The organism is Microbacterium paludicola, from assembly GCF_039529675.1.
Classification (GTDB): Bacteria; Actinomycetota; Actinomycetes; order Actinomycetales; family Microbacteriaceae; genus Microbacterium; species Microbacterium paludicola.
Window position 1 is genome coordinate 20251 of sequence record NZ_BAAANG010000002.1, and the last position, 12950, is coordinate 33200.

The following is a 12950-nucleotide window of genomic DNA, read 5'->3' on the forward strand; positions in this document are numbered from 1 at the left end:
CTCATTCGGACGCGGCCCGATGCCGCGCGTAGCCCCATGTGGCGAGGGCGAGCAGCGGTCCCCAGGCCCAGAACGGAAGCACGACGGCCATCGCCCAGGACGGCAGTCCGTTGCCGCTCACGGGCGAGCTCAGTGCCAGCGCGAGCAGCTGGATGCCGCCCGCGGTGAACAGCGCCGCCACGATCGCGGCGGGCACGACCGCCAGCGGCACGGGCACCGGGCGTCCGCCGACACCGGGCACCCACCGCGGGAACGTGGTGCCCCATGGCATCACGAGCCCCAGCGTCAGCACCCCGCCCGCGAGCATGGCGGCGCCGAGCATAAGCCCGATCGTGCGGACGAGGGGCTCCTCGGCGAATGCCTCGGCGCCGCCGCCGAACAGCGGCCACGGGGTCAGCCACGATGCCCGGGCGATCACGTACGGCAGCGCGCACGCGGCAGCCGCGACAGCGAACGCCACGCGGTGGCGCTCGACGAACGCCCCTGCGCGCGCCGCGCGTCGGCCGATATCCCGCGCGGCCCAGAGACCGCTCACCCCCGCGAGCAGGACCAGCGCGAGGCACGACCAGAAGCGCACCGCGTCGTCGGCCATCGCCCCGACGAATCCGACGTAGAAGTCGGGAAGGCGCAGGATGCCGGTCGCCTGGCCGAGCACAAGCAGGGTCGCAGCGACAGCGAGGACGGGAACGCCGACGACCGGGCGGCGCACCGCGAACGCGACGAGCGCCGCCGCCGCGCCGATCGGCACGAGGAAGGCGAACGAGTAGCCGGCCACGGGGATCCCGTCGAAGCCGACCAGTCCCACCCCGATCGCGATGGCTGCAGCGAGCGCGAGACCGGCCCCGGCCCCGGATCCGCGCCGCGAGAACAGGGCGACGGCGCACAGCACCGCGCCCGCGATCGCCTGCAGCGCGGCGGCCGCCACGTCTCCCGCTCCCTCCGGCCATCCCAGCTGCGACACGGGGGCGAGGTCGGTGCCGTATGGGCCGAGGGCGGGCAGCGCGACCCAGAGCACGCCGGTGGCGAACGCGAGCGCGCCGAGCACGGCGGTGAGGCGCCGGAGGGCGCGGTCGAGAGGAATGGCGGCGGCGCGAGGGCCGCGGACGGAGGTGATCGAGGTCATGTCCACAGGCTCGCGGCCGCGCGCGGCGTGCCGCATCGCCCCGGCGGGCGGCACCGCCTCACCCGCGCGGGTGACCGTCAGCGGCGGCGTCGCCCTGCCGCATGTCGCCGGGCTGGACGATGCCGTGCTCGTACGCCCAGATCACCACGTGGATGCGGTCGGGAAGGCCGAGCTTGGCCAGGATCGACTTCACGTGCGTCTTGACCGTGTTGCCGGTGAGGAAGAGCTCGCGCCCGATGTCCTCGTTCGACGCGCCGCGTGCGAGCAGCCGCGTGACCTCCCGCTCCCGCGGGCTCAGCGCCGCGAGCGGGTCGCCGGCGGGGGCCACGACCCGGCGCACGTGACGCAGCAGCGACGCGGCGGCGCGTGGTGCGATGGCGGCATCGCCGGCCGCGACGCGCAGGATGCCCTCCACGAGCTCGGCGGGTCGCGCGTCCTTGGTCAGGAAGCCGCTGGCGCCCGCCCGGATCGCTGCGAACACGTACTCGTCGAGATCGAAGGTGGTCAGCACGAGCACGCGCGTCGCGGGGCGCACCCCGAGCACCTCCTCGGTCGCGCGGATGCCGTCCATGCCGGGCATCCGGATGTCCATCAGCACGACGTCGACCGCGTGCGCGCGCACGTGCTCGACCGCCGCGGATCCGTCGGGTACCGACCCCGAGATCCGGATCCGCTCGTCCGCGCCGAGGATCGTCGCCAGCGCGTCGCGCAGCAGCTCCTGATCGTCGGCGAGCAGCACCGACACCGGCTCGCTCATCGCTCCGCCTCCACCGGCAGCTCGACGCGCACGCGCCACGCGCGGCCCCGGTCGACCCCGACCGAGCCGCCCGCCCGGCCCACGCGCTCGGCCATCCCGAGCAGCCCTGTCCCCCCGGGCGAGGCATCGAGGTGCCCCGCACCGCCGTCGTCGGCGACGACAGCGACCACGGTGTCCGCGCCCCACTCGAGCTCGACGGTCGCGGACATGGGCGGGCGGACGTGCCGCAGCGCGTTCGTGAGGGCCTCCTGCACGGCGCGGTAGAGGGCAAGCTCGGCATCGGGCGCGAGCGGCCTGGGTGTGCCGCGCTGAACAAGGTCGGTGCGCCGCTCGGGCGAGGAGGCCGCCGCGATGAGCTCGCCCAGTGCCTCGACAGACGGCGCGGGGGCGAGCGGCGCGGCCGTCTCCTCCCCCAGCACGCGCAGCATCCCGCGCAGGCCGCGCATCGCGGTGCGCCCCGTCTCGGCGACGCGGTCGATCGCCTCCCCCGCGCGCGGCTCATCCACGAGCATGCGGGCGGCCTCCGCCTGCGCGATCATCACGGTCAGCCCGTGCGAGACGACGTCGTGGAGATCGCGGCCGATGCGTGCCCGCTCGTCGGCGATCGCCCGGCGCACGCGCTCCGCCGCGGCGAGGTCGGCTGCCGCGCGGCGCTGACGTGCGAGCGCGCCGAGCGCCCACGCGGCGGTGACGATACCGCCGAGCGCGACGAACTCGCCGGCGATCGCGAAGGGATCCCCCGCGCGCTGCGACAGCGCGTCGACCGCGGTCATGACCGCCGCTCCCACCAGCCCCACCGCGAGCGCCGCGCGGCTCAGCCGGCGCGGCTGCGTCGCCGCCACCTGCCACACGAGCAGCAGGTAGGCCGCGGCCGAGGGCATGAGACCTGCCGTGGACGACCCGGCCACGGTCGTCAGCGCGAGCCCCAGCATCGCCGCCGACCCGATCCCGAACGCGACGACGGGAACGCGCCGCGCGACGAAGGATGCGGCGTGCAGCAGGGTGCACAGCGCGAGGATCCAGCCGATCGCGGCACCCGGCAGCGGCGGATCGGGAAGCTGCACGAGGGCGACGACCGTGAGCGGCAGCATCACGACGGCGAGCGCCGCCGCCCACACCACCACGCCGCGCCCCTCGATCCAGGCGAGGACGCGCGGGGCGGGCGCATCCGGAACCGTCGTCACCCCGACAGTCTGGCCCGGATACGCCGCGGGCGGCATCACCCGAGGGGGTGATGCCGCCCGGAGGCGCCGATCCCATCTACGCGGCCGCGGCGAGCGCGACCGCCTCGACGGCCAGCTCGCCGTCGCGCACATCGACCCGCACGGTGCCGCCGTCCACGAGCGCGCCCGTGACGAACAGGTCGGCGATCCGGTCGTCGAGCTCGCGCTGGATCAGCCGGCGCAGCGGGCGCGCGCCGTACTCCGGCTCGTAGCCGCGCTCGGCGAGCAGGTCGATCGCGGCCGGCGTGACCTCGAGCGACACCTCGCGCGCGGCGAGGCGGCCGCGGGTCGCGCCGAGCATCAGCTCGACGATCTCGCGCAGCTGCGGCTTCTCGAGCTTGCGGAACAGCACGATCTCGTCGATCCGGTTCAGGAACTCGGGACGCATCGACTCGCGCAGGCGCCCCATCACGCGGGCCCGCAGGTCCTCGTCGTCGTACTCGCGACCGCCGGTCGTGAATCCGATCGCCCCCGCCCGCGAGGCGAGGAACTCCGACCCGAGGTTGGAGGTCATCACGATCACCGTGTTGCGGAAGTCGACGGTGCGTCCCTGCCCGTCGGTCAGGCGGCCGTCATCCAGCACCTGCAGCAGCAGGTTGAACACGTCGGGGTGAGCCTTCTCGATCTCGTCGAACAGCACGATCGAGTAGGGGTTGCGACGCACGCGCTCGGTCAGCTGTCCCGCCTCGTCGTAGCCGACGTATCCGGGAGGGGCACCGACCAGGCGCGCCACGGTGTGCCGCTCGCCGAACTCGCTCATGTCGAAGCGGACGATCGCGCCCTCGTCGTCGAACAGGCTCGACGCCAGGGCCTTGGCGAGCTCGGTCTTTCCCACGCCGGTCGGTCCGAGGAACAGGAACGAGCCGACGGGACGGCGTGCGTCGCCCATGCCGGTGCGGCTGCGGCGGACCGCCTTCGCGACCGCGGCCACGGCGTCGTCCTGGCCGATCACCCGACCGTGGAGCTCGTCCTCGAGCGTCGCCAGGCGCTCGCGCTCGCTCTCGGTCAGGCGCGCGACCGGGATGCCGGTGGCGCGGCTCACGACGGCCGCGATCTCCGGCTCGTCCACGACGGCGGGCTCGGCGGATCCGGTCGTCGCCGCCTCGTCGATCCGGCGCTGGACGTCGGCGATCTCGTCGCGCAGGCGCGACGCCTCCTCGTAGCGCTCGGCCGCGACCGCGGCGTTCTTCTCGGCCTCGAGCGTGCCGAGCCGCTCCATGAGGGCGCTGACATCGACGGGTGCCCCGAGGCGCAGCCGCAGGCGCGCACCTGCCTGGTCGATGAGGTCGATCGCCTTGTCCGGCAGCACACGCTCGGTGAGGTACCGGTCGCTCAGCTCGACGGCGGCCTTCAGCGCCTCGTCGGTGTAGGTCACGCGGTGGTGCTCCTCGTACGCCGAGCGCAGCCCGCGCAGGATCTCGATCGCGTCGGTCACTGACGGCTCGCCCACGCGCACCGGCTGGAAGCGGCGCTCGAGCGCCGCATCCTTCTCGATGGTGCGGTACTCCTTGAGCGTCGTGGCCCCGATGAGGTGGAGCTCGCCGCGGGCAAGGCGGGGCTTCAGGATGTTGCCCGCGTCCATGGCGCCCTCGCCGCCGCCGCCCGCACCGACGACCGTGTGGATCTCGTCGACGAACAGGATGACCTCGTCCTTGCGCTCGGCGACCTCCTCGACCGTCTTGGTGAGGCGCTCCTCGAAGTCGCCGCGGTAGCGCGTGCCCGCGAGCATCGCGGCGAGATCCAGCGAGATGACGCTCTTGTCGCGCAGCTGCTCGGGCACCTGGCCCGCGACGATCGCGCGTGCGAGGCCCTCGACGACGGCGGTCTTGCCGACGCCGGCCTCGCCGATGAGGACAGGGTTGTTCTTCGTGCGGCGCGACAGGATCTCGATTGTCTGCTCGATCTCGGAGGCGCGGCCGATCACCGGATCGAGCAGGCCGTCGCGCGCCCGCTGGGTGAGGTCGGTGCCGTAGGTGGCGAGCATGCCGCCCTGGCGGGGCGCATCGTCCTCGCCCGGGGCATCCGCGGCATCCGGGGTGACGGTCTCGCGGATCCCCTGCGTGAGCGCCTCGGCCGTGATCCCGGCGGACGACAGGATCTGCCCGGCGGGGGTGTCCTGCGCGAGCACAAGCGCGAAGAACACGTGCTCGGGGTCGATGTACGTCGAACCCGACGCACGGGCGACCTGGAACGCGTGGAAGAGGGCGCGCTGCACGGCGGGCGTCACGACCGCGGCGTCGACATCGGCGGCCGCGCCGGCCTTCGGCAGGCGCTGCTCGGCGGCCGTGGCGACGGCGGCGCCATCGGCGCCGACGCGCGAGATCGCCTGGGCGACCGTCTTGTCGTCCGTCAGCACGCGCAGCACGTGAAGGGCGTCGAGCTCGTGCTGACCGCGACCCAGCGCGTAGCGTCCGGCGCGCTGCAGCAGCTCCTGCGTGCGCGCGCTGAGGTACCGGCTCAGATCGACCGACCGCGCCGCGCGAGCGCGCTCGCCCTGCAGGTAGCGGGCGAGGAACTCGTCGAACGCGTTGGCGCCGCCCTGGCCGAAGAAGTCGTCGGTGGAAGGGAAGTCGGGCATTCGGATCTCCTCTGCAAGGGATCGCAGAACTTGCGTCCCGTCGTGTCAAGTTTCGAACTTGAGCGAACTTGTGTCAACTTCAACGCGGGACCCGGCGACCTATTCCCGAGGCGTCAGCGGGATCCCGAGGAGCCCCCACGGTCGGCGATCCCGGGCCCGCCTATCCTTGACGCGTGCGTGAGTTCTGGCAGGGAGTGCGGACGCTGTTCCGGGGCTTCGGATGGTGGCGCCACCATCCGGGCGTGATGGCCGCGGGCCTCATCCCGGCCGCGATCGTCGGGCTCGTGCTCGTCGGCGCGCTCGTGGGGCTCGGGTTCGGCCTCCCCGGCCTGCTCGAGTGGCTGACGCCGTTCGCCGACGGCTGGCAGCCCGTGTGGGCCGATCTGCTGCGTTGGGTGCTGGGGCTCGCGGTCATGGGCGGCGCGATCATCCTGGCGATCGTGACCTTCACCGCGCTGACGCTGCTCGTCGGCGAGCCCTTCTACGACCGCATCTGGCGCTCGGTCGAGCGCGAGCTCGGCGGCACCGTGCCCGACGTGCCGTACAGCATCGGCCGCTCGATCGGCGATGCGCTCGGACTCTTCGGCAAGGGCCTGCTCTCGGCGTTGTGCGCGGGCCTCATCGCGCTCATCCCCGTCGCCGGCGCCGCAGCGGGCGCGGTCGTCGGCGCGCTGCTGAACGGCAGGGTCATCGCCGACGAGCTCTCCTCCCGTGGGCTCACCGCCCGCGGCCTCGGGGGCGCGCAGCGCGCGGCGCTCCTGCGGGCGAACCGGGCGCGCGTGCTCGGCTTCGGCGTCGCCGTGCACGTGTGCTTCCTCGTGCCGTTCGCCGCGATCGCCGTCATGCCCGCCGCGGTGGCCGGGGCCGCCATGCTCGGCCGGCGCGTCGCGGGCGAGCCCGACACGCTGCCGACCCCGGCCCCACGGGCCTGAGTCAACCCTCGGGCGTCGGCGTTCCCTCCGCCGCGTGCGCCTCGCGCGCGGCGAGGAACAGCAGGACGAGGCCTCCGAGCGCGGGAACGGCGAGCGCGAGCGCGATGCCGAGGTGCGGGTAATCGCCGGTGATCGCGCCAAACGCGACGGCGAGGAGCAGCAGCTGCGTCACGATGCCACCCGAGCGGCCCCAGGACCTGCCCGCCCACACCGCTGCGGCGAACGCGCCGACGGCCGCCGCGCCGACGACGGTCAGCACGATGAGCGCGACGGCACTGACGGGATCGGTCGTGTCGGCCCCGGTGAGGGCGACGACCTGCCAGGCCGCGAGCGCCAGGATGCCGAGGGCTTCCAGGGCGAGCAGCGCGGCCGCGATGCGCGCGATCCTGCGGGGCATCCGGACTCTCCTCGGACGACGGGCATACAGCCGATTCCGAGGCGTGACGGGATATTGACCCTTGATTTCAGGCCCCGGCTGTACGACCATTGTTAACGGCATGTTTCCCACAACGTGGTGGGTGGTGGGCGTTCAGTCCCACACCATGACCAGCGTATCCGACCCGAATGGATGCGTTTCTCCACCCTCGAATCCGGGCGCGGATGCGCTCGCTCGAATCCCACCACATTGCGAGGAGCATCAGCATGGATTGGCGCGACAAGGCGGCCTGCCTGACAGTCGACCCGGAACTCTTCTTCCCGGTCGGCAACACCGGCCCGGCGGTCGACCAGATCGAGAAGGCCAAGTCCGTGTGCGCGCGCTGCACCGTCACCGAGGTCTGCCTGCAGTACGCCCTCGAGACCGGTCAGGACTCGGGCGTGTGGGGTGGCCTCAGCGAGGACGAGCGCCGCGCCCTGAAGCGTCGCGCCGCCCGCGCTCGCCGCGCCGGCTGAACTTCCGCATCACACCCGCAGTCACACAGCACTGGAAAGGGCGCCTTCCCCGCGGGGAAGGCGCCCTTTCCGGCGTCTGCGGTCAGCTCAGATCCACTTGAGCGGGATCTCGATGACGACCTCGGTGCCCTTCTCGATCTCGCCGCCCGCGTGCGGCTCCTCGCCGCCGAGCGTGCGCCATTCGATGGATCCGCTGAGCTCGCCCTGGATGAGCGTGCGGACGATCTGCGTGCCGAGGCCGCGTCCGACGGTCCCCTCGGGCAGGCCGCTGCCGGAGTCGCGCACCCGGACGAGCAGCTTCTCCTCGTCGCGCTCGGCGATGATCTCGACCTTGCCCTCGAGACCCTTGAGGCCGTGCTCGACCGCGTTCGTGACGAGCTCGGTCAGCGCCAGCGCGAGAGGCGTGGCGTACTCGCTCGGCAGCACGCCGAACTTTCCGATCGAGTGGGTGTGCGCGAGCGTGTTCGGCGCCGCGGCGACCTCGGCCACCAGCCGCAGCACGCGGTCGAACACCTGATCGAAGTCGACGTTCTGCGACAGGCCCTCGGACAGGGTGTCGTGCACGACGGCGATCGCCGCGACGCGCTGCATCGCCTGCGTCAGCGACTCGCGGGCCTCCTCCGACTTCGTGCGTCGCGCCTGGATGCGCAGCAGCGAGGCGACGGTCTGCAGATTGTTCTTCACCCGGTGATGGATCTCGCGGATGGTCGCATCCTTCGTCAGCAGCTCCTGCTCCTGGTGACGAAGCTCCGTGACGTCGCGGCACAGCACGATCGCGCCGGTGCGGTTTCCGTGGTCGCGCAGCGGGATCGCGCGCAGCGACACGGTCACGCCGCGCGCCTCGATGTCGGTGCGCCACGGCGCACGACCGGTCACGACCACGGGCAGCGACTCGTCGGTGTCGCGCGAGGCGGGAAGGATGCGGCTCGTCACCTCGGCGAGCGACTCGCCCTCGAGCTCGTCGGCGAAGCCGACGCGGTTGAACGCCGACAGCGCGTTGGGGCTCGCGAAGGTCACGATGCCGTCGACGTCGAGCCGGATGAGGCCGTCGGCCGCGCGCGGCGCGCCGCGGCGCGGCCCGGTGGGCGCGGACAGGTCGGGGAAGTCGCCCGTGGCGACCATGCGGAAGATGTCGTCGGCGCAGTCGTTGAACGTGATCTGCTGACGCGAGGGAGCCCGGACGTCGCCGAGGTTCGTGTGGCGCGTCAGGACGCCCATGACGTTCGGCCCGCCGTCACCGCGACGCACGATCGGCACGGCGCGCACGCGCGTCGGGGTCTCCTCGAACCACTCGGGGCTGGAGGAGTCGATGATGCTCGCCGACGAGAAGGCGTCGCGCACCTGCGCCTGCCACTGCGGGCGGATCCGCTCGCCCACGATGTCGCGGTAGAACAGGGTGGCGGCGCTTCCCGGCCGGGTGTGGGCGACGGCGACGAAGGAGTCATCCGACGTGGGGATCCACATCACGATGTCCGCGAACGCCAGATCGGCGAGGAGCTGCCCGTCTCCGGCGACACGGTGCAGCCACTCGACATCCGCCTCGCTCGCGATTCCCTGGGCGAAGGCGAGATCACTGAGTGTCGACACGGATCAAGCTTATGGGTCGACGATCTCCGCTCCCCGCCGTGTGACGCCGGTGACGCCGATCCGGCGGCGGATGCCGCCCCTCGCGCGCGTGGCGACCTCCTGCCCCGAACGCCGGGTGTGGCGGGGCTGGAGCTCGGCCGCGAGGCGCCGCACCGCCTGGGCGAGCGCCGAGCGCGGCGATACCTCCCCGACGGGGCGCGCGGCGAGCAGCGCCGCATCGGCGGCCCTGCGGTCGTCGGGCACGAACGACACGTCGGTCACGCCGGAGAACCGCTCGAGCGCCCTCCTCACCTGTCCGCGCGGATCGAGCCCCAGCGGTCCGGAGCGCAACCGGTTCACGACGACGCGCACGGGTGTGGCGCCGACGATCCGACGCAGTTCCGCGTAGCCGCGCACAAGCCGCGCGAGGCCCACCGGGTCGGCGGCCGCCACGGCGACGATCTGGTCCGCCGCCACCAGCGCGGCGAGCGTCGCCGCGTTGCGCCGCGGTCCGTCGAGGTCGCTGACGATCTCCTCGTCCGCCTCCAGCGACGCGCTCACATCCACGATCACGACGTCCGCCCACTCGCGGATCACCGCGAGCGCGGCCGTCATGCGCGGGCCGGACAGCTCTGGCCAGCGCGAGACCCGGTTGATCCCCGTCAGGACGTCGACACGGCCGTCCGCGTCGGCGAGGGGAACGCTGACCCGCAGCAGCTCGCCGGCATCGAGCAGCCCGAACTCCGCCTGCCGGCAGGCGGCCGCGAGCCCCGGGCTCTCGTCGGCGAGGCCGACCGCGATCGCGATGGAGGGCGCGTGGCTGTCGGCATCCAGCAGCGCGACGTGGGCTCCGAGACGCGCGTGCTCGAGGGCGAGCTCGATCGCGAGCGTCGTGCGGCCCGGGGCGCCCTCCGGGCCCCACACGACGAGGACACGGCCCTGCGCGGGAACCTCCGGCGCCACCTCGATGCCGGCTCCGCGCGCCGCCGCCACGATGCGCCACGCGGGGGCGTCGGGCGGCAGCGGCTCGGCGAGCCCGAAGGCACGCGCGGCCCGCACGTCGGCCTCGCGATCCACGAGCAGCAGGATGCGCACCCCCAGCCGGTCGCATTCGGCGACGAGGGCGGCGGTCAGGCTGCCCGCGCCGGCGAGGACCAGGGTGTCGGCGTCGCGCAGGCTCGTCGCCCCGCCCGGATCCCCCTCGGACAGGATCGCCGGATCGACCGTCTCGAGCACCGTGGCGCCCTCGTCGCGGAGATCCTCCGCGATGCGCTCGGCGTCCGCCGCGGCGGCCGCGACGATCGCGATCACTCGCCGTCCTCCTCGGCCGGCGGCGCCGACGGGCCGACGGCGTCATCCATCGGCTGGTCCGTGGCCACGGGAGCCGGCAGCGCCGCCGAGCCCCCGCCCGCGGTCGGCACCGCCGACAGCACGGAGCCCGCCGCGATCGCGGCCAGCACGTCGGAGACGCGGGTCCTGTCGATCACAAGCTCCAGGGCCGCTCCCCCGGCGGCCATCACCCCGTCGTCTCGTGTGACGCGCGCCACGACGGCGTCGGCGACCAGGATCCGCGGGGCGCCGAAGGTGCCGGGCTGCTCGGCGGGCGGCGTCTCCCACAGCTCGACAAGCGCCCCGCGGTCCACGCCCGCCGGCACGTCGACCGAGCTGCGCACGACGACCGAGGTGCGGTCGCTGACCTCGGCCGCACCGGTCGCGGCGGTCGGCAGCAGTTCGCCGGCGCCGATCGTGCGCAGCGCGACGAGGCCCTCGCCGAGCGCATCCGGGGCGAGGTACGACCCACCCGACTGCCCGAGGGCCACCTCGACGACGGCGACATCGGCCGCGGTGATCGTCTGGCCGGGGACGAGCGTGCCCGAGGCCGCGAGGACCGGCACCGTCTGGCGTGCGGCTCCCACGACGAACCAGACCCCTGCGATCGACACGGCGACGAGGACGAGCCCGATCACGAAGCGGGCGTCCGCCCAGAACCGGCGCCGCGCGGGGCGCTGCTGCGGCGGCGTCGCGCGCCCGGTGCCGCCCTGGGCGGCCGTCATGGTGCTCATGCAGGAATAGTGGCAAATCGCGGCGGTCGGCCTCGGCGGTTCTCCACAGGCGGGAGATCCGCCGCCCGTCTCGGTACCCGGGCACACATAATGGGGGCATGGTCGAGCATCAGGCACGCCGTCTCGTGCCGCCGGCGCAGGTCGCCGAACTGCTGGGCATCGGCGTCGACGAGGTCGTCGAGCTCGTGCAGGAGGGCCACCTTCGCGGCATGCGCGTCGGCTCGCCGACGCGGTGGCGAATCGAGCACGCGAGCGTCGCCGAGTATCTCGACGCCCAGGCGGAGGAGGCGCGCCGCATGGCCCTGTGGCGGCAGTCGAACGCCGCGAGCTTCCCCGAGCTGTGGGGGCGGCGCAGCTGACGCCACGGTCCTCCGCCGCCCCGTTCAGACGACGGGGACGCCGGCCGCTGCGTCGATCCTGACCCACGCGATCGCCGCGAGGGGCAGCATCCGGTACGACTGCACCTCGCCCGCGCGGCGCGGCGAACCGGCGTCGTGCAGCGCGAGGTCGAGGTGATCGGCTCCGACGCGATCGACGGTGCCGGTCAGAACCCGGCCGGACGACTCGGGGCCCGTCCCGCTCAGCCCCAGCGCCACGCCCACGCGGCGGCGGGCGAGGTCGCGCATCGCGAGGGCGAAGGTGACGCGCTCCGCCAGCCTGTCGGTGTGCGTGGCCGGCCTGGCGCTGCGCAGCAGGTCGCCATGCGCCGCGTGGATCCCGCGGATCGACGCGATAGGCGCGAGCAGGAGGCGCCGGGCGCCGTCGCTCTCGGGAGCGGCGACCCAGTCGGCGCCGACTGCCGCGATCCGCACGACGGCGGACAGGCCGTCGGCGAGCTCGAGCGTGACGGGCGCCTCGGCCTCTCGGGCGAGCCCGGTCAGCCGGGCGCGCAGGTCGACGCGGGCGAGGCGCAGCCGCTCGGCCTCCGACTCGAGGGCCGCACGCTCGGCCTCCCACTCGGCGGCGAGCTGATCCTCCAGATCGTCGAAGAAGCGGTCCCATCGCACGGGCCGAGCGTAGGGCAACCGCTCCCGCCTCCGCCGGGCCTGTCCACAGGCCGAGCCGGCGCGAGATGTGTCCACGGACATAGGTGCCGCCTCCGAGGGCCGCCGCGGCCGGTGCTGGACTGGCGACTCGTCCCGCCGACCGAGAAACCGGGGGTCTCGATGTCCCAGCCACTTCCGTCCGCCGCGCCGCCGCCCCACGCGCCCGGAGCCGCCCCGCGGCCGCTGCGCAAGCTCGCCGACGTCGAGGAGCACTTCGCCCCGCAGCGCACCTCGAGCGGGAACCTGCCCGACCCCGAGCCGCTGCTGACCGCCCTCACGCGCGGCGTGCTCGAGGTCCTCGCCGGAGTGCGCGAGCCCGAGCAGCTCGCGCGCTGGCTCACCGACGAGCCATACCGCTCTCTCGTCACGCGCGCCGGGATGGCCGTGCGCGCCCGCAGCGCGAAGCGGCAGGCGGTGATGCGCCCCGTCTACGCGATCCGCTCCATCCGGCACTCGGCTCCCGCCGACGGCGTCATCGAGGCCGTCGTGATCGTCGAGACGACACAGCGCACCCGGGCGGTCGCCATGCGACTGGAGGGCATGGACAGCCGCTGGCGCGCGACGAGCCTGTCGATCCTTTAATCAGTAGTGCATGGTCGCGTTCTCGATCGCGCAGCCTTTCTTGGCCGCGCGCGGATCGATCGCTCGGCCGACGCTCCGCGCCGGCACTCGCGCTCGATTGGCTGTCGCTGACGCTCCATCCGGGCGCACTGGTGGGCCGCATCCGCGGCACGCTCGCTTCGCTCGCACATGGGGCGCATGGCATTCGCG

13 protein-coding genes are annotated in these 12950 nt (G+C 73.8%); 4 read left to right on the forward strand and 9 right to left on the reverse strand.

Annotation, left to right across the window (positions count from 1 at the left end):
• Position 1: 1 nt before the first annotated feature.
• From ABD161_RS01865 to ABD161_RS01880, 4 genes are all read right to left on the reverse strand, one after another.
• Entirely contained in the window at positions 2-1123 is a 1122-nt protein-coding gene (locus ABD161_RS01865; protein WP_343999157.1) for a hypothetical protein, read from the reverse strand.
• 58 nt (positions 1124-1181) lie between these two features.
• Complete coding sequence (locus ABD161_RS01870; protein WP_343999159.1) at positions 1182-1880, reverse strand: response regulator; 699 nt, start codon at positions 1878-1880, stop codon at positions 1182-1184.
• Positions 1877-3064, reverse strand: a complete 1188-nt coding sequence (locus tag ABD161_RS01875; protein ID WP_343999161.1) for a sensor histidine kinase — start codon at positions 3062-3064, stop codon at positions 1877-1879. The genes ABD161_RS01870 and ABD161_RS01875 overlap by 4 nt, the downstream gene beginning before the upstream one ends.
• Positions 3065-3140: 76 nt before the next feature.
• Positions 3141-5681 carry an ATP-dependent Clp protease ATP-binding subunit gene (locus ABD161_RS01880; protein WP_343999163.1) on the reverse strand — a complete coding sequence of 847 codons (2541 nt, stop codon included), beginning with the start codon at positions 5679-5681 and terminating at the stop codon, positions 3141-3143.
• A 173-nt stretch (positions 5682-5854) separates the two neighbouring features.
• Between ABD161_RS01880 and ABD161_RS01885 the strand changes: the two genes are divergently transcribed.
• Complete coding sequence (locus ABD161_RS01885; RefSeq protein ID WP_343999165.1) at positions 5855-6613, forward strand: EI24 domain-containing protein; 759 nt, start codon at positions 5855-5857, stop codon at positions 6611-6613.
• 1 nt (position 6614) lies between these two features.
• On the opposite strand, the gene ABD161_RS01890 is transcribed toward ABD161_RS01885, so the two are convergent.
• Complete coding sequence (locus ABD161_RS01890) at positions 6615-7010, reverse strand: histidine kinase (RefSeq protein ID WP_343999167.1); 396 nt, start codon at positions 7008-7010, stop codon at positions 6615-6617.
• A 245-nt stretch (positions 7011-7255) separates the two neighbouring features.
• On the opposite strand from ABD161_RS01890, the gene ABD161_RS01895 reads away from it, so the two are divergent.
• Complete coding sequence (locus ABD161_RS01895) at positions 7256-7504, forward strand: WhiB family transcriptional regulator (protein ID WP_029152980.1); 249 nt, start codon at positions 7256-7258, stop codon at positions 7502-7504.
• An 87-nt stretch (positions 7505-7591) separates the two neighbouring features.
• Here the strand turns inward: ABD161_RS01895 and ABD161_RS01900 are convergent, their stop codons facing one another.
• The 3 genes from ABD161_RS01900 to ABD161_RS01910 are packed head-to-tail and all read right to left on the reverse strand — an operon-like array spanning position 7592 to position 11133.
• Positions 7592-9091: a sensor histidine kinase gene (locus tag ABD161_RS01900; RefSeq protein ID WP_343999172.1), complete on the reverse strand. Its 1500-nt coding sequence runs from the start codon at positions 9089-9091 to the stop codon at positions 7592-7594.
• Positions 9092-9100: 9 nt separating this feature from the next.
• On the reverse strand, positions 9101-10381 hold the full coding sequence (locus ABD161_RS01905) for a CpaE/TadZ family protein (protein WP_343999174.1): 1281 nt from the start codon (positions 10379-10381) through the stop codon (positions 9101-9103).
• The gene (locus ABD161_RS01910) at positions 10378-11133 is read right to left on the reverse strand and encodes an SAF domain-containing protein (RefSeq protein ID WP_343999176.1); all 756 of its coding nucleotides are present in this window, start codon (positions 11131-11133) and stop codon (positions 10378-10380) included. Before ABD161_RS01910 ends, ABD161_RS01905 begins: the two co-directional genes overlap by 4 nt.
• Positions 11134-11231: 98 nt before the next feature.
• On the opposite strand from ABD161_RS01910, the gene ABD161_RS01915 reads away from it, so the two are divergent.
• Entirely contained in the window at positions 11232-11492 is a 261-nt protein-coding gene (locus ABD161_RS01915; protein ID WP_343999179.1) for a helix-turn-helix domain-containing protein, read from the forward strand.
• 24 nt (positions 11493-11516) lie between these two features.
• Here ABD161_RS01915 and ABD161_RS01920 read toward each other — a convergent pair whose 3' ends face one another.
• Positions 11517-12140, reverse strand: a complete 624-nt coding sequence (locus tag ABD161_RS01920) for a hypothetical protein (RefSeq protein ID WP_343999181.1) — start codon at positions 12138-12140, stop codon at positions 11517-11519.
• 159 nt (positions 12141-12299) lie between these two features.
• On the opposite strand from ABD161_RS01920, the gene ABD161_RS01925 reads away from it, so the two are divergent.
• The gene (locus ABD161_RS01925; protein ID WP_343999183.1) at positions 12300-12761 is read left to right on the forward strand and encodes an Rv3235 family protein; all 462 of its coding nucleotides are present in this window, start codon (positions 12300-12302) and stop codon (positions 12759-12761) included.
• The last annotated feature ends 189 nt before the right edge of the window (positions 12762-12950 follow it).